This is a genomic window from Streptomyces sp. NPDC048171, from assembly GCF_043202655.1.
Lineage (GTDB): Bacteria > Actinomycetota > Actinomycetes > Streptomycetales > Streptomycetaceae > Streptomyces.
In genome coordinates this window covers 290,428-313,946 of the sequence record NZ_JBIDAU010000007.1, presented here as the reverse complement: position 1 = coordinate 313,946, position 23,519 = coordinate 290,428, and the positions used below count along the sequence as shown (strand labels likewise).

The 23,519-nt window shown below is 73.2% G+C and carries 23 protein-coding genes; 10 read left to right on the top strand and 13 right to left on the bottom strand.

Translation table 11 applies throughout. The features are described 5' to 3' along the window. Window positions 1–121 precede the first annotated feature (121 nt). Entirely contained in the window at window positions 122–1,267 is a 1,146-nt protein-coding gene (locus ACGF3J_RS21530; RefSeq protein ID WP_161327967.1) for an aminoglycoside phosphotransferase family protein, read from the bottom strand. A 289-nt stretch (window positions 1,268–1,556) separates the two neighbouring features. On the opposite strand from ACGF3J_RS21530, the gene ACGF3J_RS21525 reads away from it, so the two are divergent. Then, complete coding sequence (locus tag ACGF3J_RS21525) at window positions 1,557–3,065, top strand: hypothetical protein (RefSeq protein WP_161327966.1); 1,509 nt, start codon at window positions 1,557–1,559, stop codon at window positions 3,063–3,065. A gap of 15 nt (window positions 3,066–3,080) precedes the next feature. On the opposite strand, the gene ACGF3J_RS21520 is transcribed toward ACGF3J_RS21525, so the two are convergent. The 4 genes from ACGF3J_RS21520 to ACGF3J_RS21505 form a co-directional block, all read right to left on the bottom strand. Further along, window positions 3,081–4,409, bottom strand: a complete 1,329-nt coding sequence (locus ACGF3J_RS21520) for a PP2C family protein-serine/threonine phosphatase (RefSeq protein WP_161327965.1) — start codon at window positions 4,407–4,409, stop codon at window positions 3,081–3,083. A 271-nt stretch (window positions 4,410–4,680) separates the two neighbouring features. After that, window positions 4,681–5,700 carry a Gfo/Idh/MocA family protein gene (locus tag ACGF3J_RS21515; protein WP_393854485.1) on the bottom strand — a complete coding sequence of 340 codons (1,020 nt, stop codon included), beginning with the start codon at window positions 5,698–5,700 and terminating at the stop codon, window positions 4,681–4,683. A gap of 124 nt (window positions 5,701–5,824) precedes the next feature. Then, window positions 5,825–6,919 carry a chemotaxis protein gene (locus ACGF3J_RS21510; RefSeq protein ID WP_161331599.1) on the bottom strand — a complete coding sequence of 365 codons (1,095 nt, stop codon included), beginning with the start codon at window positions 6,917–6,919 and terminating at the stop codon, window positions 5,825–5,827. A gap of 79 nt (window positions 6,920–6,998) precedes the next feature. Beyond that, a complete protein-coding gene (locus ACGF3J_RS21505; protein WP_393854526.1) occupies window positions 6,999–8,609 on the bottom strand; it encodes an alpha/beta hydrolase in 1,611 nt (536 codons plus the stop codon). Between the two features lie 257 nt (window positions 8,610–8,866). Between ACGF3J_RS21505 and ACGF3J_RS21500 the strand changes: the two genes are divergently transcribed. Then, window positions 8,867–9,574, top strand: a complete 708-nt coding sequence (locus ACGF3J_RS21500; RefSeq protein WP_393854484.1) for a chaplin — start codon at window positions 8,867–8,869, stop codon at window positions 9,572–9,574. A gap of 75 nt (window positions 9,575–9,649) precedes the next feature. Here ACGF3J_RS21500 and ACGF3J_RS21495 read toward each other — a convergent pair whose 3' ends face one another. Then, entirely contained in the window at window positions 9,650–10,135 is a 486-nt protein-coding gene (locus ACGF3J_RS21495) for a nucleoside deaminase (RefSeq protein ID WP_161326130.1), read from the bottom strand. Window positions 10,136–10,290: 155 nt separating this feature from the next. Here ACGF3J_RS21495 and ACGF3J_RS21490 point away from each other — a divergent pair, with 155 nt between their 5' ends. Beyond that, a complete protein-coding gene (locus ACGF3J_RS21490; RefSeq protein ID WP_161326129.1) occupies window positions 10,291–11,250 on the top strand; it encodes an NAD-dependent epimerase/dehydratase family protein in 960 nt (319 codons plus the stop codon). Between the two features lie 11 nt (window positions 11,251–11,261). Here the strand turns inward: ACGF3J_RS21490 and ACGF3J_RS21485 are convergent, their stop codons facing one another. Beyond that, window positions 11,262–11,531, bottom strand: coding sequence for a GlsB/YeaQ/YmgE family stress response membrane protein (locus ACGF3J_RS21485; protein WP_125490380.1), 270 nt, complete (start codon window positions 11,529–11,531; stop codon window positions 11,262–11,264). Between the two features lie 169 nt (window positions 11,532–11,700). Next, the gene (locus tag ACGF3J_RS21480) at window positions 11,701–12,141 is read right to left on the bottom strand and encodes an SPW repeat protein (RefSeq protein ID WP_122618665.1); all 441 of its coding nucleotides are present in this window, start codon (window positions 12,139–12,141) and stop codon (window positions 11,701–11,703) included. Window positions 12,142–12,653: 512 nt separating this feature from the next. Here ACGF3J_RS21480 and ssuE point away from each other — a divergent pair. After that, a complete protein-coding gene (gene ssuE / locus ACGF3J_RS21475; protein WP_161326128.1) occupies window positions 12,654–13,232 on the top strand; it encodes an NADPH-dependent FMN reductase in 579 nt (192 codons plus the stop codon). A gap of 92 nt (window positions 13,233–13,324) precedes the next feature. Then, entirely contained in the window at window positions 13,325–14,485 is a 1,161-nt protein-coding gene (locus ACGF3J_RS21470) for an LLM class flavin-dependent oxidoreductase (protein WP_393854483.1), read from the top strand. A 28-nt stretch (window positions 14,486–14,513) separates the two neighbouring features. Here ACGF3J_RS21470 and ACGF3J_RS21465 read toward each other — a convergent pair whose 3' ends face one another. After that, window positions 14,514–15,569: an acyl-CoA dehydrogenase family protein gene (locus ACGF3J_RS21465; protein ID WP_161331119.1), complete on the bottom strand. Its 1,056-nt coding sequence runs from the start codon at window positions 15,567–15,569 to the stop codon at window positions 14,514–14,516. 256 nt (window positions 15,570–15,825) lie between these two features. Here ACGF3J_RS21465 and ACGF3J_RS21460 point away from each other — a divergent pair, with 256 nt between their 5' ends. From ACGF3J_RS21460 to ACGF3J_RS21450, 3 genes are all read left to right on the top strand, one after another. Beyond that, complete coding sequence (locus ACGF3J_RS21460; RefSeq protein WP_161331118.1) at window positions 15,826–16,716, top strand: glycoside hydrolase family 19 protein; 891 nt, start codon at window positions 15,826–15,828, stop codon at window positions 16,714–16,716. Between the two features lie 115 nt (window positions 16,717–16,831). Next, on the top strand, window positions 16,832–17,224 hold the full coding sequence (locus ACGF3J_RS21455; RefSeq protein ID WP_161331117.1) for a VOC family protein: 393 nt from the start codon (window positions 16,832–16,834) through the stop codon (window positions 17,222–17,224). A 45-nt stretch (window positions 17,225–17,269) separates the two neighbouring features. Then, window positions 17,270–18,346: an adenosine deaminase gene (locus ACGF3J_RS21450; protein WP_161331116.1), complete on the top strand. Its 1,077-nt coding sequence runs from the start codon at window positions 17,270–17,272 to the stop codon at window positions 18,344–18,346. On the opposite strand, the gene ACGF3J_RS21445 is transcribed toward ACGF3J_RS21450, so the two are convergent. Beyond that, window positions 18,331–18,843: a DinB family protein gene (locus tag ACGF3J_RS21445; protein ID WP_161331115.1), complete on the bottom strand. Its 513-nt coding sequence runs from the start codon at window positions 18,841–18,843 to the stop codon at window positions 18,331–18,333. The two genes, ACGF3J_RS21450 and ACGF3J_RS21445, sit on opposite strands and share 16 nt — an antisense overlap. A gap of 25 nt (window positions 18,844–18,868) precedes the next feature. Continuing rightward, entirely contained in the window at window positions 18,869–19,753 is an 885-nt protein-coding gene (locus ACGF3J_RS21440; RefSeq protein ID WP_161331114.1) for a LysR family transcriptional regulator, read from the bottom strand. Window positions 19,754–19,891: 138 nt separating this feature from the next. Here ACGF3J_RS21440 and mgrA point away from each other — a divergent pair, with 138 nt between their 5' ends. Further along, entirely contained in the window at window positions 19,892–20,884 is a 993-nt protein-coding gene (gene mgrA, locus ACGF3J_RS21435) for an L-glyceraldehyde 3-phosphate reductase (RefSeq protein ID WP_161331113.1), read from the top strand. Between the two features lie 76 nt (window positions 20,885–20,960). Here mgrA and ACGF3J_RS21430 read toward each other — a convergent pair whose 3' ends face one another. Beyond that, window positions 20,961–21,347 (bottom strand): nuclear transport factor 2 family protein, encoded by a 387-nt coding sequence (locus ACGF3J_RS21430; RefSeq protein ID WP_161331112.1) that lies wholly within the window; start codon window positions 21,345–21,347, stop codon window positions 20,961–20,963. A gap of 377 nt (window positions 21,348–21,724) precedes the next feature. Here ACGF3J_RS21430 and ACGF3J_RS21425 point away from each other — a divergent pair, with 377 nt between their 5' ends. Beyond that, a complete protein-coding gene (locus tag ACGF3J_RS21425) occupies window positions 21,725–22,135 on the top strand; it encodes a hypothetical protein (protein WP_161331111.1) in 411 nt (136 codons plus the stop codon). A 25-nt stretch (window positions 22,136–22,160) separates the two neighbouring features. Here ACGF3J_RS21425 and ACGF3J_RS21420 read toward each other — a convergent pair whose 3' ends face one another. Next, entirely contained in the window at window positions 22,161–23,462 is a 1,302-nt protein-coding gene (locus ACGF3J_RS21420) for a streptophobe family protein (RefSeq protein ID WP_346346249.1), read from the bottom strand. Window positions 23,463–23,519: the final 57 nt, after the last annotated feature.

Here is a 23,519-nt window from a genome sequence, read left to right as displayed (position 1 = left end):
TGGCTGCGGGGCACCGGCCTGCGCGGCGTCAGTGGCGTACACCAATGGCCCCTGCATGTACCCGGACACACAAAATCCGCGGTGCGCCCCGAGGGGCACACCGCGGACCTCGTCCTTCCCGTCAGCGCGTGCCGACCGCCGCCCGCACGGCCCGGCGGGCCATCTGGCAGTCGTCGTGCAGCCGGCGCAGCAGCAGCCGCTGCTCCTCGCCGGTCGGCGTGGCACCGGGGTGGGCCGGCGCGGCCGACGGGGCCGGGGCCGAGTCGTGCATCGAACGCTGCACGGCCGTCTCGTAGGTACGGATCTCCCTGGTCAGTACGAGCATCAGGTTCACCAGGAAGGCGTCGCGCGCCGCGGTGCCCGTCGACTGGGCGATCTGGCTGATCTGACGGCGGGCCACCGGGGCGTTGCCGAGGACCGCCCACAGCGTCGCCAGGTCGTAGCCGGGCAGGTACCAGCCGGCGTGCTCCCAGTCCACCAGGACCGGGCCGGCGGGTGACATGAGGATGTTGGACAGCAGCGCGTCACCGTGGCAGAACTGCCCCATGCCCTGGCGTCCGCTCGCGTGGGCGATGCCGTGCAGCAGCTTCTGCAGGTCGCCCAGGTCCCGGTCGGTGAGCAGCCCCAGCTCGTGGTACCGGGAGATCCGGGCCGCGTAGTCCAGCGGGGCGTCGAACGCCCCGGCCGGCGGCCGCCATGCGTTCAGCCGGCAGACCGCGCCCAGCGCCGCCCTGATGTCCGCGCGCGGCGGCGCCTCCACCGGATGCCGCTGCAGGGCCGCCACCCGCCCCGGCATCCGCTCGATGACCAGCGTGCCGTTGTCCGGATCCGCCGCGATCAGCCTCGGCACCCGCACCGGAGGGCGCTGCCGGACGAACGAGCGGTATGCCCCTATCTCGTGCCGGATCCGCTCCGACCACACCGGTGAGTGATCCAGTAAGCACTTGGCGACCGCCGTACTGCGGCCGGTCGTACCGACCAGGAGCACGGACCGCCCGCTGCGCCGCAGGACCTGCACGGGGGAGAACTCCGGGCAGATGCGGTGCACGGAGGCGATCGCCGTGCGCAGTTGGGCCCCCTGGGGGCCGGACAGGTCGATTCTTCCGCTGAGCGGCTGCGTGCCGGGCCCCGCGCCGCGCCGCGCCCTGCCTGCCCCGAGCACCGGGGCCGCCGGACGCGCGGGGGCGAGATAGGGGCCGCCGCCCGCCGCCGGGCGGGGGTGCAGCGAGCGCTGCGGGGCGGACACGGAGGACGATGCTGCGTACATGGGCGAGACAGATCCCTTCGTGTGCCTGCTGTGCCTGCCTGAAGACCGGTGCCCGTCCGTGGTGTCCGGAGGAGCGCGTCTTCCGTAAGCCGTCGCGCCGCCCGACCGGCCGCCCGGGGTCACCCTGGGGAGTAACTCCACGGCAACCGGGTCGGGGTGGCGCATTCCTACCTGACACCCGGCCGCCCCTGGCACACCATCTGGCGCACCCTGGCGAACGGTGGCGAATAGTCGCCCGGCAACCCGCACCGGGCTACTGTCAACTCAGCCGAGAACCTGGGGGCTTGACGTGAGCGGAGAACCCAACACCCGTCTGTCGGACCTGTTCGGCCTGGCCGGCTGGTCCAAGGGCGAGCTCGCGAGGCTGGTGAACCGGCAGGCGGCGGCCATGGGCCACCCCCAGCTGGCGACCGACACCTCGCGGGTGCGGCGGTGGATCGACATGGGAGAGATCCCGCGCGATCCCGTGCCGCGGGTGCTGGCGGTTCTGTTCACCGAGCGACTCGGCCGTGTCGTGACCATCGAGGACCTCGGTCTGGTCCGGCACGGGCGCGCGGGGAAACGGCAGGGCGGCGGGAGCGAAGGACATCCCGACGGAGTGCCGTGGGCGCCCGAGCGGACTGCGGCGGTCCTCACCGAATTCACGGGAATGGACCTCATGCTCAACCGACGCGGCTTGGTGGGCGCGGGCGCCGCGCTCGCCGCGGGCTCCGCACTCAGCAGCGCCATGCACGACTGGCTGCACACCGACCCGGCCCTCGCGGCCGACGCCCCCGACCTCCGCCAACCCCTGCACGCCGACCCCGCCGGGTACGACCGCTACGAGGCCGCCCCCATCGGGTCGCAGGAAGTGGAGGAACTGGAGCGCTCGGTCGAGGTGTTCCGCGCCTGGGACGCCGCCCGGGGCGGCGGGCTCCAGCGCAAGGCCGTGGTGGGCCAGCTCAACGAGGTGGGCGGCATGCTCGCCTACCACCACCCACCCCATCTCCAGCGGCGCCTGTGGGGCGTCGCCGCCAACCTCGCCGTCCTCGCGGGCTGGATGTCGCACGACGTCGGCCTGGAACCCACGGCCCAGAAGTACTTCGTCATCGCCGCCCACGCCGCGCGCGAGGGCGGCGACCGGCCCCGGGCCGGGGAGGCGCTCTCCCGGGCGGCCCGCCAGATGGTGCACCTGGGCCGGCCCGACGACGCGCTCGACCTGATGAAGCTCGCCAAGTCCGGTTCCGGCGAGCAGGTGCTGCCGCGTACCCAGGCCATGCTCTACACCATCGAGGCCTGGGCACAGGCGTCCATGGGCAAGGGCCAGGCCATGCGCCGCACCCTCGGGCGGGCCGAGGACCTCTTCGTCTCCGACAAGGCCGACGTGCCGCCGCCGGACTGGATGCAGACGTTCAAGGAGGAGGACCTGTACGGCATGCAGGCCCTCGCCTACCGGACGCTGGCCGACTTCGAGCCGGGGGCGGCCGCGCACGCCCAGCACTACGCGGAGAAGGCGCTGGCCCTGAGGATCGACGGCCGGCAGCGGTCGAAGATCTTCGACTATCTGTCCATGGCCTCCGCCTGCTTCATCGCCGACGACCCCGAACAGGCGGACCGGTACGCGCGCCTGGCCCTGGTGTCGATGGGGTCCAACTCCTCGCAGCGGACGTGGGACCGGCTGCGGCAGATGTACCGGCTCACCGCCGAGTACGCCGGATACCCGAAGATCCAGGAACTGCGCGAGGAGATCGAACTGGCGCTGCCCAAAGGCAAGTCGGCCAGGGGGAAGGGGAAGGGCGGCAGCGTCGCACCGGCGTAGCGGGCGACGGGTCGATCAGGGTGTGACCCGGGCCACCAGCACACAGGCGTCGTCCATCGGCGCCGGGGACGCGGCGAGTTCACCGGCCGCGATCCCTACGCCGTCCCGCGCCGAGTCCGACCCGGTCAGCCGGGGGGCCAGGGAGAGGAGGTGTGCCACGGCCGCGGGCTCCGTCGCGCCGGTGTGGAGGAGCAGCAGGTCGCCCGGTTCGAGGGTCGCCTCGCCCTGTCCGGTCAGCGCACGTCCCGCTCCCGCGCGGAACAGCAGCGGCGCGATGCGGTGTCCGGACCCGGCCCAGGTCAGGGCTCGGGTGCGGGGCGCGTAGCCGCAGTACACGGCGGAGCGCACGGGCGGCAGGGCGGTGGCTTCGAGTAACCCGGCCAGCCGGTCGGGGAGTTGCTGGGGACGGGTCCCCGCCAGCGCCAGGCCCCGCAGGGCGCCGATCAGCATCACCGGGCCCTGCGCCCCGTCGGTGTCCACGCCGGGGAGGTCGCCGGCGGCGAAGAGGGTCTCGTCGCCGGTGAGCGGGCACGCGTCGTACCAGGCGCTGTGCCGGGGCGCGTGGTCCGACGAGGGCAGGTACCCGGCGGCCAGGTCGAGGCCCGGCCGTCCCTGGTGCGGGAACCGCAGGAGGCCGTGCCAGGGCGCGGATGCGGCCTCCCGCGGTTCGACCGCGGCCCGTGCCCCGGTGTCCGCGGGCGGCGGGCGGTGACGGAGCGAGTCACGGGTCTCGCTCACCGCCCGCTGGCTGCGACGCAGTTCGCTGACGTCCCGCAGCACCGCCCACATCGAGGCGGTGCTGCCGTCGGCGTCGAGCACGGGCTCGCCCATCATGTGCACGGTGCGCACGGTGCCGTCGGGGCGCACGACGCGGAACTCCCCGTCGATGGGCCGGCCGTCGACGAGACAGTCCGTGACCATCGCGGTCAGCTTCGGTCGGTCCTCGGTGGGGACGAGGGAAGGGAGTTCGTCGAGGCTGAGCGGGGTGGAGGCGGGGTCGCGGCCGAGGATCTGGAACAGTTCCCCGGACCAGTCGGCCTCGTCCGTCAGCAGGTTCCACTCCGCGCTGCCGACCCGGCTGAGCAGCGAACCGGGCCGTGGCGCGGGCGCCGGGCCGTCCCGGAGCTGCGCCAGGTGGGCGTCCAGGTCGGTGAGTTGGTGCAGCGCCAGGTCGTACAGCGCGCGTTGCCACCGTCCCCGGGGGTCCGCCGCCTCACCCTGGGTGTCCCGCCGCACCGCGTCCACGTCGCCCCGCAGCCGCCGCGCCTGCGATATGAGCGACTCGACCGAGCCGCGTCCCGGCGGCTGGGCGGCGGGGTGGTCCGCGGAGAGATGGGGCGACATGACGCACTCCGATGTGCAGACGGTACGACCTGGGTGAAACGGGGCCGGCGGAAGGACCGTTACGACTGTTGCACAGCCCGCGACGGCTCGTAAGGGATTCGGCGACACACGATACGGTGGTGCTTCCGGCATATGCCAGCGTCTTGGCGGAGTGATGTGGGTACGTACGCGGCGTACGTGCGTCGGAGCTCAAGTCGTAGAGCCCCTAAGGGACTTGACGGGTGGCCTGCGCCGGAGGTGTCGTCGCCCTGGTGTTCGGTGGACCCTTGTTCTATGCCGGGTCGTGGAGGGCCGGCCGCGGTGCCAGTTCGACCGGCGTGCGCTCACCCGTCTCCAGCGCCCGCACCCCGGCCTCTGCGACCGCGGAGGCGGCGTACCCGTCCCAGGCGCCGGGACCGGTGACCCGGCCGTGGCGGGTGGCGTCCACCCAGGCCTGGACCTGGCGGTCGTAGGCGTCGGCGAACCGTACGAGGTAGTCCTGCGGCACCTCCTCCCGGGCGCCGCCCGCCGCCGTCACCAGCATGCCGTGCGCCTCGCCGATCCGGGCGCCGCCGGCTTCGCAGACGGCCTCGCAGCGCACCTCGTAGCCGAAGCCGCAGTTGACGAAGACCTCCACGTCCACGAGCGCGCCGCCGTCGGTCTCGAACAGCACCAGCTGCGGATCGAGCAGGCCCTCGGGCGCCCCCGCCGACGGCCGCGGCCGGAGCACGGTCACCGCGCTCAGCTCCTGTCCCAGCAGCCAGCGGGACGCGTCGATCTCGTGCGAGACGGAGCTGTTGACCAGCATCGCCGAGGTGAAGTGCGGCGGCGAGGAGACGTTGCGGTGGACGCAGTGCAGCATCAGGGGCCGGCCCAGCCGCCCGCCGTCCAGCAGCGACTTCAGCTGCCGGTACTCGGTGTCGTACCGGCGCATGAACCCGACCTGCGTCAGCCGCCTGCCGAGCCGCGCCTCCGCCTCCACCACGCGCAGCGCGCCCGCGGAGTCCGGCACCATCGGCTTCTCGCACAGCACCGGCAGCCCCCGCTCGAACGCGGCCAGCAGCGCCTCCTCGTGCGCCTCGCCGGGCGAGGCGATCAGAACCGCCCGGACGCCCGGTGCGTCGAGCGCGGCGACGGCGTCCGTGTGCACGGAGACTCCGTCGATGCCACCCACGGCCTCCTTCGCCCGTTCCGCGTCGGGGTCCGCGACCGCGGCGACCCTGGCGCCGCTCACCACCGCGTCGAGGCGCCGTACGTGGTCGGCACCCATGTGTCCCGCGCCCAGGACCGCCACACCCAGAAGTTCGCTCACGCTCCGCCGGCTCCTTCCCCGTCCGCCACGCACCCGCGGACGGCGGGTGCGTGTACGGCGAACAGGGTTTCATGGTCGTCACCGTCGTCAAGAGGGGACGGCCCGCGAGGCGCGAGCGCCGGCGTCAGTAGCGCAGCACCGCCGCGATGCCGTCCGCGTCCGCGAGCGCGCCGTCCGGCACGAAGCGGACGTCGGCACCGGTCTCCAGGCACTGCTCCACGATCTCGTCCACGATGTCCTCGCGGGCGTCGAGGTCCCCGTCGAACGCCGGGAGCAGGTGCTCCCCGTCGTCGCGCATCGTGACCTTGAAGTTCTCCTCGACGGCGAGCAGCCGGACCCTGCCGGTGTGGGCGCTCTCCCACAGCTCGTCGACCCCGGCCGCGAAGTCCTTGCGCCCGCGGGCCGCGTCCAGCTCCCTGGCCACCGCCGCCACGGACCCCTTCGCCTCGTCGTCGAGCACCTGCCGCACGGCCTGCCACACGGCCTCGGGCGTGCCGTGCGCGAGGCCGCCGTGCGGGACCAGCACCGCGCCCGCGGCGAGGGTGCCCGCCTCGTCGAACAGGGACAGCGCGGGCTCGGGCCCGGTGACGTACAGCGGCCGGGGGTGGGTGCGCAGGATCTTGCCCATCGCGGTGTCGGCGTCCCGCAGGAACCGGCGGGTGCCCTCGTCGCGGAAGGTGCTCGGCGCGTCGCCGATCCGCTCCTGGCGCTCGGGGTCGAAGTCCTCGGCGGGGCGGTCGAACGGGAAGCCGCCGAGGTGTTCCTCGACGACCCGGTCCGCGCCGCCGCTCCACAGCTTGACGCGGTCGGCGGCGACCGACAGCACCCAGAACGGCCGCTCGGCGGCCTGCGCGGCGACGAGGTTGCGGGTCAGGAAGGTGTCCGAGACGACCACGCGCTCGGGCACGGAACGGGCCAGCGTCCAGACCTGGTGCTCACCCGGAGCGGCGAAGATCGCCAGGCCGTCCTCGGCGTAGGTCAGGTCGACCTCGGCGAGGGCCCGGTCGAGTTCCCGTGAGACGTCGGTACGGCGCTCTCGGGTGACCGCGGGATCGTCCTCCAGCTGTTTCTTGGCCGCGGCGACCACGTTGCGCAGCCGGACCCGGTCCTGGGCGTTGTCCGGTTCGCGGCGGTGGGTCGGCGTCAGCACGGACACGGCCGGATACGGCCGGGGGCGCCGCAGCTCGGCGAGGGTGGCGGGACTCAGATCGTGCTCCATGTCAGCACGATAGGACCGTTGGACGGATAGGGCATATCGATCACATCGGACAGCCGGTGCGGCCGGTGCGGCCGGGCGCTCAGCCGGTCTCGCCCTCTCCGTCCTCCGGTCCGCAGGAGCTGCCGTCGGGCGGCAGGGAGCCGTAGAGCAGGAAGTCGTCGACCTTGCGGTGCACGCACTCGGAGGACGCGTAGCCGGTGTGCCCCTCGTCCCGGTTGTCGAGGACCACGGCCGAGGACCCCAGCCGCTCGGCGGTCTCCGTGGTCCAGCGGTACGGCGTGGCCGGGTCGCCCCGGGTGCCGACGAGCAGCATCCTGGCGGTGTCGAGGTCCTTCACGTCGTCGCGGATGTAGTCGGTGCCCCGGGGGCGTCCGTGGCACATGAGCACCTGGGTGAGGCGGTACCGGCCGAAGACCGGCGACACCTCCTCGTACCGCGCGCGCAGCCGGTCCAGGGACCCGGTGACCTCGGCGGCCGAGGGGCGGTCGGGGTCGTCGGCGCAGTTGACCGCCATCAGGGCGGCCGGGAGGTTGTCCATGGGTATCTCCTCCTCGTCCGTGAGACCGGCGCCCGCGGGCTCCCGGCCCGCCGCGGCCGCCCCCGCACGGACCGGGAAGGTGACGCCGCCGGAGAAGAAGCCCTCCAGGCCCCGGGTGTCGCCGTCGTCCAGCAACTGCGCCAGCGCCCGCTGCAGCGAGGGCCACAGCTCCTGGCTGTACAGCGCCTGGCCTATGGCGCCCACCAGATCCTGACCGGAGAAGGGCTCCCCGAAGGCCGACGGCACCGGATCGGCGTCGAGCGAGGCGACGAGCCGCTCCACCTGCTCCCGGGCGGCCCGGGCGTCCTGGCCGAACGGACAGGCGATGTCCTCCACGCACCAGTCGAGGAAGTTCTCCAGCGCGGTCTGCTGGCCCCGCGCACCCGCCAGCCCCTGCTCGGCCAGCGGTTCGGTCAGCGTGTCCACACCGTCCAGCACCATCCGGCCCACCTTGTCCGGGAACCGGGCGGCGTAGACCGCGCCCAGCCGGGTGCCGTAGGAGAAGCCCAGGTAGTTGAGCCGGCGGTCGCCCAGCGCGCTGCGCATCACGTCCATGTCGCGGGCGGCGTCGACCGTGCCCATGTGGTGCAGCACGGGTCCGGAGTACTTCGCGCACTCGGCCGCCGCGTCCCGCAGCCGCCCGAGCACGTCGTCGGGGTCGGTGACCGGCTCGTCCCCGCCGGTCGCCTCGATGATCTTCAGGGTGGCCGGGCCGCAGGTCACGGGGGAGGAGCGGCCGACTCCGCGGGGGTCGAAGGTGACCACGTCGTAGCCATTGGTGAGATGCATGAAGTCCTTGCCGCCGAAGGAGAGTTCGCTCACCCCCGAGCCGCCGGGACCGCCGAAGTTCAGCAGCACCGAGCCGCGCGAGTCGCCGGTCGCCCGGTACCGGGCCAGCGCCAGGTCCAGGGTCTCGCCCTTCGGCCGGGCGTAGTCGAGGGGGACGGTGACCTTCCCGCACTGGAGATCCTTCGGCATCTCCATGCCCTCGCACGCCGACCAGGTGACCTTCTGGTCGTAGAACCGGGACAGATCCGGTCCGGTGTCCCGTGCGGCCGCCGCGGGGAGCCCCGCGCCCAGCAGGGTCAGGCCGAGCGCCCCGCTGACCGCGCAGCGCCGGACCGAGGGCCGAGTCGACGGCTTGGCCTGCATCGATGCCTCCCGGGCGCCCTGTCGCGGACCCGTGGTCGGCGCCACTCGATCACCATAAGCGGGCCTCGCACCCGGCGCCTCCGGGCGCGGACGGCCGGCGGGGCCCCGCGCGGGCGTCCGGAACACCACCCCGTTTGTTCGATGAACCGTCCACTCGATGGGGTGAAAGGCCGATTAGCCATAACTCGGATGGTGCGCCCGCGTTTTAACCGGTGCGGGCGACTGCCCGCGACCATGTCTGGAAGGCAGGGAACCGCATGAGAAGGGTTACCCGAAACGGTGTGCTCGCCGTCGCCGCCTCCGGCGCGCTGGCGGTGACGATGCCGGCGTACGCGGCGTTCGCGTCCGACGGTGCCACCGCCGACGGCTCCTCGGCCGGTTCGCCGGGTCTGATCTCCGGCAACACCGTCCAGCTCCCGGTGGACGTACCGGTCAACGTGTGCGGCAACACCGTGAACGTGGCGGGGCTCCTCAACCCGGCCGCGGGCAACGGCTGCGCCAACACCGGGAAGGGCGGCGCGTCCCACGAGTCGGACACGGCACACAAGGGGACGGGCGCCGCCGGCACGTCGGGCGGCGCGCACGCCGAGGGGAGCGGAAAGGATTCACCGGGCGTGCTGTCCGGCAACGGCGTCCAGTTGCCGGTGCATCTCCCGGTCAATGTCAGCGGCAACAGCGTCAATGTGGTCGGCATCGGCAACCCGGCCGTCGGCAACGAGTCGACGAACGGCTCCGACGACGACCCCGAGCCCCCGCCGCAGGCGCCCGCCGAACCCGAGCCGTCCGCGCCCGAGAAGGAGCGCGCGCAGCCGGAGCCGGCGCCGCACGCCGCACCGCCGCGCGAGTCGGCGGCCCTCGCCCACACCGGGGCGGACCAGACCCTGCCCGTGCTCGCGGGCGGCGCGGTGCTCGTCCTCGGCGGCGCCGTCCTCTACCGGCGTTTCCGCCCGGGTGCCGAGAGCTGACCGGGGTCCGGTCGTACATTCCGGGGCGCCCTTCCGTCCGGAGGGGCGCCCCGTCCGTTCACGTGGCCCGCGCGCTCAGCCGCGACCTTCGTGAAACCGCCGGTGCAACGCGCGGATCTCCTCGGTGAGTTCCGGTACCGGCCCGTCCACGGTCACGCCGGGCGCCACCTCCCGCACCGCCAGCGGCCGCACCGGCGGGGCCGGGACGCCCAGTTCCGCCAGCCAGTCGCCCAGCTGCTCGGACGAGGCGACGTACACGATGCGCCCCAAACCCACCCAGGCGTGCGCGGCGGCGCACATCGGACAGTGCTCCCCAGACGTGTACACCGTGGCCGCGGCCCGCTCGCCGGGGGTGAGGTGGGCGGCGGACCAGCGGGCCAGCTCGAACTCCGGATGACGGGTGCGGTCGCCGCCGGCCACCCGGTTGCGGTCCTCGGCCAGTACCTTGCCGTCCGCGCCGGCCAGCACCGACCCGAACGGCTCGTCGCCGGCCTCCAGTGCCCGCGACGCCAGCTCCACACAACGGCGCAGATGCGGTAGTTCGACGTCCTTCACGACCATGGCGTACGGCCTTCCTCGCGACGTGGCCCCGTCCGTCAGCCTAAGTCCGCCCGGCTTCCGGCGTTCTTGCTATCGCCACTCGTGAGAGTTACAGTCTCTAACGAACGCGAGTAGCGATAGCAACGCAAGGCAACGCACTGGAAGAGGAGCGCCCCATGTCCGATGTCACCCCGCAGTCGCACGCCCCGCACACCGTCCTCGGATCCGGCCCCGCCGGGACCGCGCTCGCCCGTGAACTGGCACGCAGGGGGCACACCGTCCGCCTGGTGGACCGGCGGGGCGAGGGCCCCGCGGTCGAGGGCGTCGAGCGGTTCGCCGCCGACGTCGGCACGGTCGAAGGCGCCCGGGCCGCCATAGCCGGCGCGGCCGTCGTGTACCACTGTGTCAACGTCGCCTATCACCTCCAGGTCGAGGTGATGCCCCGCGTCCAGGAGGCCGTTCTGGCCGCGGTCGAGGAGACCGGCGCCCGCCTCGTCGTGCTCGACACGCTCTACCCGTACGGCGAGACCGGGGGAGCGGTGATGACCGAGGACAGCCCCTGGCAGGCGACGAGCCGCAAGGGCCGGATGCGCGCCGAACTGGACGAGCGGTACCTCGCCGCACACCGCGCCGGCCGGGCCCGTGTCGTCCTGGGCCGCAGTGCCGACTTCGTCGGCCCGGGTGTACTCAACTCGTCCCTCGGCGCGGCCGTCTTCCCCGGCGCGCTCACCGGCAAGGAGGTCGTGGGCTTTGGCGACATCGACCTGCCGCACAGCTACACCGGCATCGCGGACGTGGCGGCCGGTCTCGCGACCCTCGGCGAACGCCCGGAGGGCGACGGCCGGGTCTGGCACCTGCCCACCGCGCCGGCCGTGACCACGCGCGAGATCCACACGATGATCGAGAAGCGGGTGGGCCGCCCGCTGAACGTCGTGCTGCTCGACCGGCCCCGCGCCTTCGGGCCGTTCGACGAGCAGTTCATGGCCGAGTACGAGGAGATGTTCTACCAGCACACGGAGCCGCAGATCGTGGACTCCGGTGCCTTCGAGCGGTTCTTCGCGGTGGCCCCCACGCCGCTCGCGGACACCCTGGACGCGACCGTCACCTGGTACGAGGCGTGGCTCGCCGCCCGGTGACGGTCAACGCCTCAGCGGCCGGGTCGCGACCGGGACCGGTCCAGTGCGGCCACGCCGACCGCGGCCAGCCCGATCTGGATGAGCCATTCGATCCAGTCCACGCCGTCGGTGTCGGCCACGTCGAACGCCGAGGCGACCGCCGATCCGAGCAGCGCGGCCAGGATGCCGACGGCGATCGTCCACAGGACGCCGATGCGCTGGCGACCGGGGACCACGAGGCGGCCCAGGACGCCGATGACGATACCGATCACGATGGCGCTGATGACGCCGTCGATCTCCATCTCCACCCCACTTCGTCAGGTCCCCCGCTGTAGTGCTTCTGCCCGCTGCGGACAGACGCACTCCGCCACGCTCCGGCCTGCCCCGGGCCGGGGCGTGGACTACCTCTTCGGGCGCGGGCGGGCCGGCCCGCCGGTGAGCGGGCCGGCCGTGCGGCTCCTTCCCGGGTGTCTAACTCTTGGGGGCGCTCCGCGCCGCCGTACCGGCGCAGACCATGCCCAGGACCAGGGCGAGTGCGCCGATGATGATGTTGTTCCAGATGACGCCGGCGTCCGGGCTCGAGCCCACGATCCACGGCGAGATGATCATCCAGACGCCCATCGCGCACATGGCCCAGCTCAGGCCGTACATGCGCTCCGGGGCGCGGGTGAATCCGAGGGCCAGCAGACCGATGGCGATGCCCACGATCAGGTTGTGGGCCACGAGCGACGGCTGGCTGGTGGTGAAGTGGAGTATCCACGGGGACACGGCGCAGTAGAGGCCGAGCAGGAACACCGGCCCGTCCACGAGCGCCACGTCACGACCACCGAGCATGCGCGCGTAGCGTTCCTGCATTTCCGGGGCGTCGGGGTGGCTGGTGATGTCACTTCTGGAGTGCGAGACGTGGGCCATGAGTCGTCTCCTTCGACTTGCAGGGCCAACCGCTTCGGTTGCGGTGTGCGGTAGCGCCGCATATGGGTATTCTGCTCTTATTTTTCCCTTATGTGTAGTCGGGAACCCCCTCTGTCACGCCCGTGTGAAATCCGCGTTCGGGGGACGAGACCGGCCCTGATCTCCTTGACCCTGTTCGACGGCGGCTGCCACGATCGACGGCATGCCAACGCGACCGGATCTCACGCGGCGACGTCACGTCGACCTCGCGCGCGTCTTCAGCGCCTCCTGTCGCACCGCGGCCTGATCCCGCCGATCCGCCGCCCCCTTCCCACCCCGCCGCACCGGCCCGGCACCGCCCTGCGAGCGACTCCCCACACCGCCCGAACCGGTGGCCGCCCAGGCTCCCGTCCGGGCCCGGTGTTTCCCATGTCCCGGTCCAGCGGCTCCCCGAGCGCAGGACGGTCCGGGAATTCCGCCGCGCGCCCCGGCCGGAAGGCGCGCCCCGCCCTCGCCTTCCCGAAAGAGGACCCATGGCCACCGTCCTGTCCGTCTCCGGCAGCCCGTCCGCCTCCTCCCGCACCCACCGGCTGCTGCGCCACCTCGACGAGCGGCTGACCGCGCAGGGCCACGACGTGATCCCGCTCGACGTCCGCACCGTCCCCGCCGAAGCGCTGCTCGGCGCGGACTTCGAACACCCCGCCATCACCGAGGCCGCCGCGCTCTTCGCCCGTGCCGACGGCGTCGTCGTCGGCACCCCCGTCTACAAGGCGTCCTACTCCGGCGTACTGAAGGCGCTGCTCGACCTGCTTCCGCAGTACGCCCTCACCGGGAAGACGGTGCTGCCGCTCGCCACCGGCGGCTCCACCGCCCACGTCCTGGCGATCGACTACGCGCTCCGCCCGGTGCTGAACTCCATGGGCGCCGCACACATCGTGCAGGGCTGGTTCACGCTGGACCGGGACATCACGGCGCACGAGGACGGGTCGGTCGGCGTCGCGCCGGGCTCGGCGGAGGCACTCGCCCAGGTGGTCGACCAGTTCTCGGTGGCCCTGGGCACTCCGGTGGCGGCGCCCGTGCCGGCCCCGCCCGCGCTGGCCGCCGCCGTCTGACCGGCACGCCGCGACCGTACGCCGCTTCGTCCTTCCGCTTCCCCGCCCGGCGCCCGCACGCCGTGGCCGGACGTCCCCGAACGGAGATCCCCGTGTCGTCCCTCACCTTCCACTGGTTCCTGCCCACCAGCGGCGACAGCCGCGACGTCGTCGGCGGCGGCCACGGCGCCCCGGACACCGGCGCCGGGCGCCGCCGGCCGCCGACAGTGGCCTATCTCGGGCAGATCGCGCGCGCCGCCGAGAGCCTGGGCTTCGTCGGCGCGCTCACACCCACCGGTGCCTGGTGCGAGGACGCGTGGCTGACCACCGCGATGGTCTCCCAGGCCACCGAGCGCCTGAAGTTCCTGGTCGCCTTCCGCCCCGGCTTCGTCTCACCCACGCTCGCCGCGCAGATGGCGTCCACGTACCAGCGGCAGACCGGCGGACGGCTGCTGCTCAACGTCGTCACGGGCGGCGAGAGCCGCGAACAGCGGGCCTACGGCGACTTCCTGGACAAGGACGCCCGCTACCGGCGCACCGGCGAGTTCCTTCACGTCGTAAGGGAGTTGTGGCAGGGCTGCACGGTCGACCTGGACGGGGAGCACCTGCGGGTGGAGCAGGCGCGGCTCACGCGGGTGCCCGACCCCGTGCCCGAGGTGTACTTCGGCGGCTCCTCGCCCGCCGCGGTCGAGGTCGCCGCTCGCCACGCCGACGTGTACCTCACCTGGGGCGAGCCGCCCGCGCAGGTCGCCGGCAAGATCGCCCGGCTGCGGGAGGCGGCCGCGCGCCAGGGCCGTACCCTGCGCTTCGGCATCCGGCTGCACGTCATCACGCGCGACACCGCGGCGGACGCCTGGGCCGAGGCCCACCGGCTGCTCGACGGCTTCGACCCGGACACCGTACGGGAGGCGCAGGCCAACCTCGCCCGCAGCGAGTCCGAGGGGCAGCGGCGCATGCTCGCCCTGCACGGCGGCTCCCGCGACGCCCTGGAGATCCACCCCAACCTGTGGGCCGGGATCGGCCTGGTGCGCGGCGGGGCGGGCACCGCCCTGGTCGGCGGCCACGACGAGGTCGCCGAGCGGATCGCCGAGTACCACGCCCTCGGCATCGACGAGTTCGTCCTCTCCGGGTATCCGCACCTGGAGGAGGCGTACTGGTTCGGCGAGGGCGTCCTGCCACGCCTCGCCGCCCGGGGACTGTGGCGCCACCCCGAGCACGCGGGTGCCGGTGCCGGTGCCGGTGCCGAAGAGGCGGTGCTGCCGGTCGCCGTCTAACCGTCCGGGCGGCCAGGTGTCCAGGTCTCTAGACCGAGGCCAGCGCGGCCAGGTGGGCCTCACGGACCGTGGCCGTCTGGCCCTGGATCAACAGGAACACCGCCTCCCGTGCGATCCGTTGGGCCGGGCTGTCCACACTCGTGGCCCGCCCGCCCCCGGCCACGACCGCGGCGGTCGTCGCGGCCCGCAGCAGCTCGTACGCCCGCGTCCGCAGCGCCAGGCGCTCCTCGACGTGCTCGTGCGGGACGGGGTGGTCGGCGAGCGCGTACGCCCGCTCCCGCACCTCGTCCAGCCGCGCGCGCAGGGCGTCGGCCGCGCCGCGCCCGGCGGGCGCGGCGCCGAGCAGGTCCAGCGCGGCGTACCCGAGGCCGAAGACGGCCGGGGACGTGTTGGTGCTGCGGGGGACGTCGACGCGGGCGAACTCCTCGCGCGGGGTGCGCAGTACGACCGACTCCTCCGGCACCCACAGGCCGTCCAGCGTCAGCGACACCGTGCGGGCCGCCGTCAGCGCCACCAGCCGCATCGGCGGCGAAGCCCGCAGACCCGGCTGTTCCCGGGCATCGGCGAAGGCGAACACCACCTCGTCGGAGTCCGTCACGCCGGCGAGCAGCATCAGGTCGTTCAGGCCCCAGCCCGTGTACCAGGGCACGGTGCCGTCGAAGCGCACCCCGCCCCGCTCGGCGGTGGCCCGCACCGGGACCCGGGGGTGGGCGCGGACGTGCGCGTAGGCGATGCCCGCGAGCAGTTCGCCGGTGGCGAGCGGACGCAACAGGCGTTCGCGGACAGCGAGTCCGGGCGCCGCCCGCGCCAGCATGCGCACCGGCGTGTGGTGCTGGGTCTGCACGAACCACGTGGAGCAGCACGCCCCGGCCAGGATCTCGGCGACCTCCCTGGCGACCCGGTCCGGGGCACCGGCCCCGCCGGACTCCCCGGGCGCGCTCACCCCGAGCAGCCCGGAGCGCCGGACCGCCTCGATGTGACTGCTGGGCACGACGTCCTGGTCGACGCGCTGGGCGGACGGGGCGAGCAGGTCGTCGGCGAGCCGGTGCGCCTCGGTGACGAGCGGATGGGCCGTGGTGGTCATACCTCGATTCTCCCGACCGGATCCGGACGGTGGCGAGCGGGCACGGTACGGCGAGTCCCCGCCGGGCCGGAAACCGGCCCGAGTCCGACTGGTCTACACCCTTGACTGGTACAGACCAACGCGGTTGAGTGTGCGTCACACCCCCCACTACGGCCGCCCCCGACGCCGTGACCGGCAAGGCCGGCGCGTGCGCGCAAGGCATCGCCCCGGCCTGCCTTGTGCGGGAGCGGCCGTGCCCGTCAAAGGAGGAAGTCCTGTGTCGAGGCGCCGAATCTCCGCCCTGGTGGCCGTACTCGCCCTCGCGGGCGCCGTGCCCACCCTCCTGCCCGCCACCGAGGCGTCCGCCGCCACGTGTTCGAGCTACCCGGCCTGGACGGCGGGCAAGAACTACAACGCCGGCGACATCGTCCGCTACACCGACGGCAAGGCGTACATCGCCGAGCACGCCAACCCGGGCTACGACCCGGTGATCAGCACCTGGTACTGGGAGCCGTACGCCTGCAGCGGCGGCCCGGGTACGCCGGTCGGCAACTTCGTGGTGAGCGAGGCCCAGTTCAACCAGATGTTCCCGGGCCGGAACTCCTTCTACACCTACAGCGGCCTCACCGCCGCCCTCAGCGCCTACCCGGGCTTCGCCAACACCGGCGGCGACGCCACCAAGAAGCAGGAGGCCGCCGCCTTCCTCGCCAACGTCAGCCACGAGACCGGCGGACTCGTGCACGTCGTCGAGCAGAACACCGCCAACTACCCGCACTACTGCGACTGGAACCAGCCCTACGGCTGTCCGGCCGGCCAGGCCGCCTACTACGGGCGCGGGCCGATCCAGCTCAGCTGGAACTTCAACTACAAGGCCGCGGGCGACGCGCTCGGCATCAACCTGCTGGGCAACCCCTGGCTGGTCCAGAACGACGCGGCCGTCGCCTGGAAGACCGCCCTGTGGTACTGGAACACCCAGTCCGGACCGGGCAGCATGACCCCGCACAACGCCATGGTCAACGGCGCGGGCTTCGGCCAGACGATCCGCTCCATCAACGGCTCCCTGGAGTGCGACGGAAGGAACCCGGCGCAGGTCCAGAGCCGCGTCACCAAGTACCAGCAGTTCAGTCAGATCCTCGGCGTCTCCCCGGGTGGCAACCTGTACTGCTGACCCGCCCCGGGGCCACCCGTCGGCCGCGTCCCGCTCCGGCAGGACGCGGCCGACTTGGCGTGAGGGAGTTTTACGTATAACCTCTCCCGTCAATCGTCCGTCCGGAAGGGTCCCGATGACACGTATCGCCCTGGTCGCCCTCGTCGTCGACGACTACGACGAGGCCATCCGCTTCTACACCGAGGCCCTCGGTTTCCGGCTGGCCGAGGACGCGCCCCGGCCCGACGGTTCCCGCTGGGTGGTCGTCGAACCCGGCACCCCCGGACAGGGCACCGCGCTGCTGCTGGCCCGCGCCAAGGGCGAGGCCCAGCGCTCCCGGATCGGCGACCAGACCGGCGGGCGGGTCGGCTTCTTCCTGCACACCGACGACTTCGCCCGCGACCACGCCCGCATGACCGCCGCCGGCGTGACCTTCCTGGAGGAGCCCCGGCACGAGCCCTACGGCTCGGTAGCCGTCTTCCAGGACCTCTACGGCAACCGCTGGGACCTGCTCCAGCCCGCCGCCTGAACCCTCCCGATCGTCCGCTCAGACCCCGCCGAGGAACCACCGCACATGTCATCTACGCGCATAGACGCCGAAACCCTCCGCCGCCTCCCCAAGGCCGTGCTGCACGACCACCTCGACGGCGGCCTGCGCCCCGCGACCGTCGTGGAACTGGCCGCGGCCGTCGGGCACACCCTGCCCACCACCGACCCCGACGAGCTGGCCGCCTGGTACTACGAGGCCGCCAACTCCGGTGACCTGGTGCGCTACATCGCCACCTTCGAGCACACCCTCGCCGTGATGCAGAACCGCGAGGGCCTGCTGCGCACCGCCGAGGAGTACGTCCTCGACCTCGCCGCCGACGGCGTCGTCTACGGCGAGGTCCGCTACGCCCCCGAGCTGATGACCGGCGGCGGTCTGACCCTCGCCGAGGTCGTCGAGACCGTCCAGGAGGGCCTGGCCGCCGGGATGGCCAAGGCCGCCGCGGCCGGCACCCCGGTCCGGGTCGGCACCCTGCTGTGCGGCATGCGGATGTTCGACCGCACCCGCGCCACCGCCGACCTCGCGGTCGCCTTCCGGGACGCCGGGGTCGTCGGCTTCGACATCGCCGGCGCCGAGGACGGCTTCCCGCCCGCCGACCACCTCGACGCCTTCGAGCACCTGCGCCGCGAGAACGTGCCCTTCACCATCCACGCCGGCGAGGCGCACGGCCTGCCCAGCATCCACCAGGCCCTCCAGGTGTGCGGCGCCCAGCGCATCGGCCACGGCGTGCGCATCACCGACGACATCCCCGACCTCGCCTCCGGCAAGCTGGGCCGCCTCGCGGGCTGGGTCCGCGACCGCCGGATCGCCCTGGAGATGTGCCCGACCTCCAACCTCCAGACCGGTGCCGCCACCTCGATCGCCGAGCACCCCATCACCGCGCTGAAGGACCTCGGCTTCCGCGTCACCCTGAACACGGACAACCGCCTCGTCTCGGGCACCACGATGACCCGCGAGATGTCGCTGCTCGTCGAGCAGGCCGGCTGGAGCGCCGAGGACCTGCGCACGGTGACGGTGAACGCCCTCAAGAGCGCCTTCATCCCCTTCGACGAGCGCAACGCGCTGATCGAGGACGTCGTCCTGCCGGGTTACGCGGCGCTCTGAACGAGACCGCGCACATAGGCGGCCTGTCCGACGTGCTGGAGATCGTCGGACAGGACGCTGACCAGCCGCGCGCCCAGGGTGACCGGCGGGTCCCAGTTGTCGTCCACGATCCGCTCCAGGTCCTTGGCGGCCAGGGAGCGCAGGGCCCCGAGCGTCTGCGCGTGCACGGCGTCGTAGTAGGCGGTCAGCAGGTCGCCCGAGTCGACGCGCACCTTCGCGACCTCGGCGGGACTGTGGCCGTACCCGGTGTCCCGGCGGGGCAGGCCGAGGGCGAAGCGCTCCTCCCACTCGCCGGTCAGCCACACCTGGCCGAGACCGAAGGCGTCCGCGACGTGGTCGTCCTGGACGCGGGTGAGATGCCAGACGAGCCAGGCGACCGAGTTGGCTTCGTCGGCGGGGCGGGCGTTCAGGCCGTCGGGGTTCAGGCCCTCGACGGCGGCGTGGACTTCTTCCTGGATACGGGCGTAGCCCTCGATGAGGATGTCCTTCGCATGCATACGTCCACCATCGCGCAGTCGGCCCTCACCCGCTCCCCGTCTCCAGCAGCCCCATCAGCGCCCGCGCCGCGGGGCTGGTCGCCTGGGCGGGCGGCAGCAGCGCGATGGTCTCGTACTCCGTCCCGTCCGCGTCCTTCAGCGGCAGCGACGTGAGGGCGGCCCGCTTGTGCCGGAAGTGCCGCGGCACCACCGCGATACCGAGGTTCTCGTCGATCAGGTCGAGCAGCCCGTGCACGTCGTTCACCTCCAGCGGCACGGTCCGCCGTACGCCCGCCGAGGCGAAGACGGCGTCGGTGACGCGGCGCGGACCCCAGTCCGGGTGGAAGTCGACGAAGACCTCGTCGGCGAGATCGTGCGGGGTGAGCACCGCGCCGTCCGCCGCGAGCCGGTGGCCGGGGTGGCACAGCACCGTCATCGGCTCGCCGGACAGCGGGACCGAGCGCAGCTGTTCGGTGTCGGCCTGGGTGCGGTAGGCGAAGGCCAGGTCGAGCCGCCCGGCCGCCACCTCCTCGGCCAGCTCGCCGGAGCCCGCCTGCCGCAGCCGGATCTCCACGTCCGGGTGGAGCCGCCGGAAGGAGGCCAGCAGCTTCGCGACCGGCACCCCGGCGATGCACTGCTCGGCGCCGAGCGACAGCGTGCCGCGCAGTACCCCCTGCACGGCGGCCACCGCCTCGTGCGCCGACCGCACCTGGGCGAGGATCCGCTCCGCCTCGCCCAGCAGCGCCCGCCCGGCCTCCGTCAGCGTCACCCGGCGGGTGGTCCGCACGAAGAGCGGCGCCCGCAGCTCCCGCTCCAGCGCCCGGATCGACGCCGACAGGCCCGACTGGGACACCAGCAGCCGCTCCGCCGCACGGGTGAAGTGCTGGTCCTCGGCGACCGCCACGAAATGCTGAAGATGACGCAGTTCCATGATTGAGAAGCGTAACCGCGCAATCCCATCGGATTCTTCTGTTGGACCACTGCACGCAGGTCAGGCCAGAGTGGGGGGCGGTTCCAGCCGGATCCACCCCTACCCGTACCCGGGTGCCCAACCCCCTCTGGAGTCGCGTTGTACACCGCACACCCCGACCGCTACGCGGACCTGCCCTACCGGCGCACCGGACGCAGCGGCCTGAAACTCCCCGCGCTCTCGCTCGGCCTGTGGCACAACTTCGGCCCGGACCGTCCCGCCGAGACCCAGCGCGCGATCCTGCGCCGCGCCTTCGACCTCGGCGTCACCCACTTCGACCTCGCCAACAACTACGGCCCGCCGCCCGGCTCCGCCGAGTCCGCGCTGGGCGAGGCGCTGAAGGCGGACTTCGGGCCGTACCGCGACGAGCTGGTCGTCTCCACCAAGGCGGGCTACCTGATGTGGCCCGGCCCGTACGGCGAGTGGGGCTCGCGCAAGTCGGTCCTGTCCTCCCTCGACCAGAGCCTGACCCGCATGGGCCTGGACTACGTCGACATCTTCTACTCGCACCGCCCCGACCCGGAGACTCCCCTGGAGGAGACGATGGGCGCCCTGCACTCGGCGGTGCAGCAGGGCAAGGCGCTCTACGTGGGCGTCTCGAACTACTCCGCCGAGCAGACCCGCGAGGCCGCCCGCATCCTCGGTGAGCTGGGCACCCCGCTGCTGATCCACCAGCCGCGCTACTCCATGCTCGACCGCCGCCCCGAGACCGGCGGCCTGCTGGACGCGCTCGACGAGCTGCAGGTCGGTTCCATCGCCTACTCCCCGCTGGAGCAGGGCCTGCTCACCGGCCGCTACCTCGACGGCATCCCGGAGGGCTCGCGCGCCGCGAGCGACAGCCCGTTCCTCAAGTCCGAGGCGGTCACCGAGGAACTGGTCGGCCGGCTGCGCTCGCTGGACGAGATCGCGAAGTCCCGCGGCCAGTCGCTGGCCCAGATGGCTCTCGCGTGGGTGCTGCGCGGCGGCCGCGTGACCTCGGCGCTGGTCGGCGCGAGCAGCCCGCAGCAGCTGGAGGACAGCGTCTCGGCCACCAGGAACCTCGATTTCGGCTCCGACGAACTGGCCCGCATCGACAAGATCGTCAACAAGTAGGGCGCGGCCGCCCGACACCCGGGTCTCGGAGGCGGGTCACCGCCGCCGGGACCCGGGGCCGTTCGCCGGGGCGCCCTCACGCCCCGGCGGGCACCCGGTCCAGGAAGCCGAACACGGCGCTGATCCGGTCCTCGTCGTCCAGCCTGACCACGTCGAACCCGGCCACCGGTGCGGAGCCGTCGGCCTCGCTCACCAGCTCCCAGGAGAAGCGCGCCGTGTCGTGGTGCCCGTCCACGGCACCGGACAGCCGGAACACGAAGCCGGGGAACTGCTCGTGCGCCGCCGCGATCACCGCCGCGATCTGCTCGTGGCCGCGGACGTCGGCCAGGGGATCGGTGTAGCCGCCGTCATTGGTCCAGGCCGCGGCGACCGCCTTGGCCCGCGTCTCCGGCGCCGCGTTCCACGCCTCGAAGTAGCGGGCGACGGCGTCGTCGTAGCGGCGGGCGGGTGCGGATGCGGACATGGCGATCAGCCTCCATCGAGGTCGTGTGCGCTGGTCAGGGACCGGATCCCGGTCTCGGCGACCCGGTACCGCAACCATGCCCGCACCCGCGCGCACCGTCGATTACCCCCGGGGTCATGGCGGCGCCCCGCGCAGCCGCCGGCACAGCGCCCGCCCGGAATCGGGACGGCCGACGGCCACGGGTCGGCTTTCGGCCAACAACGGCCGTGAATATGCCAGGAGACTGGCCGGAAATTCATGGTGACAGTGGTTCATCGGTGAACATACTCACCACTAGGGCCTCTCACACCATGCGACAGCGCCCTCACGCACAGCACACGAGCCGCACGGACGCCCTGCCCGACCCGGCAGGCGGTGGGTGACGGGGGAGGGTAGCAGTGCACGACGAGTTCCTGTGCCACGTCACCGCCTACGGCGTCTGTGACGGCCGGCGCATCGGTGTCCCGCTCGGTACCTACCGGGCTCCCACCCTCGCCCTGGCCCTGTGGTGGCTGCGCGACCGCGCCTCCTGGATGGCCGAGCGGCTGGACCCGCAGCCCGACACCCCCCACTTACCGCGCGCCGCCCTGACCCCCGTCGCCGACGACGCGCCCGACGTGCCGCGCGTGCTGCGCACCTGGTGCGCCGACGACCTCCAGCAGGAACTGGTCGCCGACGAACTGGCCGCGGGCCGCCTGGTGCGGATCGCGACCAGCGACGACACCACCGAGTACGAGCTGATGGCGGAGTCCGTGGACGCACTCCGCATGCAACGGGCCTCCACGCCCCTCGTCGTCCCGGTGGCCTGACCCTCCGAAGACCCGCGGGACCGCCCTAGGTGCCCGTCGGAGCCCGCCCCGCCCGCCGCCTCGCCCACCGTGCGAGCAGCGCGCCGAGCGCCCCCGCGACCAGCCCCCACAGCAGGGCGAGCCCCACCGCACTCCACAGTTGCGGCCGCAGGAAGAGCCGGCCGGACAGGCCGCCGCCCAGGTCGCCGATGCCGAGCACGGACAGCCCGTAGTGGGCGAAGACGCGGCCGACGAGGCCGATCATCAGCACCGTCAGCGCCAGGGCCACCGCCAGGTGCACCGCGTGCAGCCAGACCGGCATCCGGGCCGGCGAGCGGAGCACCATGACGAACCCGGCCGCCACGACCAGGACCGCCGCGGCGACCAGCAGCCACCACATCCGCCCGTCCTGCTCCGTGAGCGTGCCCAGGTTCACGGTCGAGACGTCCTCGGTGCGCAGCACCTCGTCCACCACCCGCGGCATCGGCAGCCCGAACGGCCCCTCGACCCGCCCGTTCCAGGTCGCGCCCAGGCCGATCGTCAGCGCCGGCCAGGCCAGGTTGGGCAGGCCGAGCAGCAGTACGGCGAAGGTGTCCGCCGGGTGGCCGCGTGTCCCGGCGACGACCAGGCCGACGACGACGCCGATGACGACGTAGGCCAGCAGCAGCGCGACCATCGCGTACGCCGCCGGCCGCACCGCCGTGTGCAGGCGCAGCAGCCGGCCCGGCAGCGGCGCCCCGCGGGAGACCAGCAGGGCCAGCACCAGCACGCCCGCCAGCCACAGCAGCCCGAAGAGCACGGTCAGCGGCACGTCCGCGGTGAATCCGACGGTCGGCCGGACGCCGAACAGGTCACCGAGGTCGCTCAGCACACCCTCGCCCAGGGACACCTCGAAGGTCTGGCGCGCGGCGAAGGACAGCCCGAGGAGGGCGATCAGCCACAGGAACGCGATCCGCCCCGCCCAGCCGGCCAGCTCGGGGGCGCCGGCGACGGCGCGGTGGCGCAGCGGCCGCAGGAAGCCGTGGGCGATCGCCAGCGCACCGGTCAGGGTGACGGACAGCGGCATCACGGTCAGTCCCGCGTCGGTGTCGGCGAACTCCCCGGCGTCCCCGGCCAGTTCCAGCGCGCCGCCCAGGGCGGTGACGACGGTCGCCACGACCACCCGGGGAAAGGCGTTGTCGGGCAGGTTCGCGGCCCCGGCCGCCCACAGTCCGAGCGCCGCCACGACGCCCATGGCCACCAGGGCCGCCAGTACGGTGACCAGGGCCTGCGCCCAGCCGTGCCGGGCGACCGCCCGGCCGGGGGATGAGGTCCGGCCGGGCGTCCCGGAGGGGTTTCGCGCACTCACGCTGCCACGCTAAGCAGGCCCCGCCGGGCCCGCCCGCCGACTGGGCCGTCCGCGCGG

Excerpts from the sequence above, each read along its gene's own strand:
- ssuE (WP_161326128.1), top strand. The coding sequence starts at position 12,654 with ATGGCCACCGTCCTGTCCGTCTCCGGCAGCCCGTCCGCCTCCTCCCGC.
- ACGF3J_RS21500 (WP_393854484.1), top strand. The coding sequence starts at position 8,867 with ATGAGAAGGGTTACCCGAAACGGTGTGCTCGCCGTCGCCGCCTCCGGC.
- ACGF3J_RS21530 (WP_161327967.1), bottom strand. The coding sequence starts at position 1,267 with ATGTACGCAGCATCGTCCTCCGTGTCCGCCCCGCAGCGCTCGCTGCAC.
- ACGF3J_RS21495 (WP_161326130.1), bottom strand. The coding sequence starts at position 10,135 with ATGGTCGTGAAGGACGTCGAACTACCGCATCTGCGCCGTTGTGTGGAG.
- ACGF3J_RS21505 (WP_393854526.1), bottom strand. The coding sequence starts at position 8,609 with ATGCAGGCCAAGCCGTCGACTCGGCCCTCGGTCCGGCGCTGCGCGGTC.
- ACGF3J_RS21480 (WP_122618665.1), bottom strand. The coding sequence starts at position 12,141 with ATGGCCCACGTCTCGCACTCCAGAAGTGACATCACCAGCCACCCCGAC.
- ACGF3J_RS21490 (WP_161326129.1), top strand. The coding sequence starts at position 10,291 with ATGTCCGATGTCACCCCGCAGTCGCACGCCCCGCACACCGTCCTCGGA.
- ACGF3J_RS21450 (WP_161331116.1), top strand. The coding sequence starts at position 17,270 with ATGTCATCTACGCGCATAGACGCCGAAACCCTCCGCCGCCTCCCCAAG.
- ACGF3J_RS21520 (WP_161327965.1), bottom strand. The coding sequence starts at position 4,409 with ATGTCGCCCCATCTCTCCGCGGACCACCCCGCCGCCCAGCCGCCGGGA.
- ACGF3J_RS21430 (WP_161331112.1), bottom strand. The coding sequence starts at position 21,347 with ATGTCCGCATCCGCACCCGCCCGCCGCTACGACGACGCCGTCGCCCGC.
- ACGF3J_RS21465 (WP_161331119.1), bottom strand. The coding sequence starts at position 15,569 with ATGACCACCACGGCCCATCCGCTCGTCACCGAGGCGCACCGGCTCGCC.
- ACGF3J_RS21485 (WP_125490380.1), bottom strand. The coding sequence starts at position 11,531 with ATGGAGATCGACGGCGTCATCAGCGCCATCGTGATCGGTATCGTCATC.
- ACGF3J_RS21510 (WP_161331599.1), bottom strand. The coding sequence starts at position 6,919 with ATGGAGCACGATCTGAGTCCCGCCACCCTCGCCGAGCTGCGGCGCCCC.
- ACGF3J_RS21440 (WP_161331114.1), bottom strand. The coding sequence starts at position 19,753 with ATGGAACTGCGTCATCTTCAGCATTTCGTGGCGGTCGCCGAGGACCAG.
- ACGF3J_RS21445 (WP_161331115.1), bottom strand. The coding sequence starts at position 18,843 with ATGCATGCGAAGGACATCCTCATCGAGGGCTACGCCCGTATCCAGGAA.
- ACGF3J_RS21455 (WP_161331117.1), top strand. The coding sequence starts at position 16,832 with ATGACACGTATCGCCCTGGTCGCCCTCGTCGTCGACGACTACGACGAG.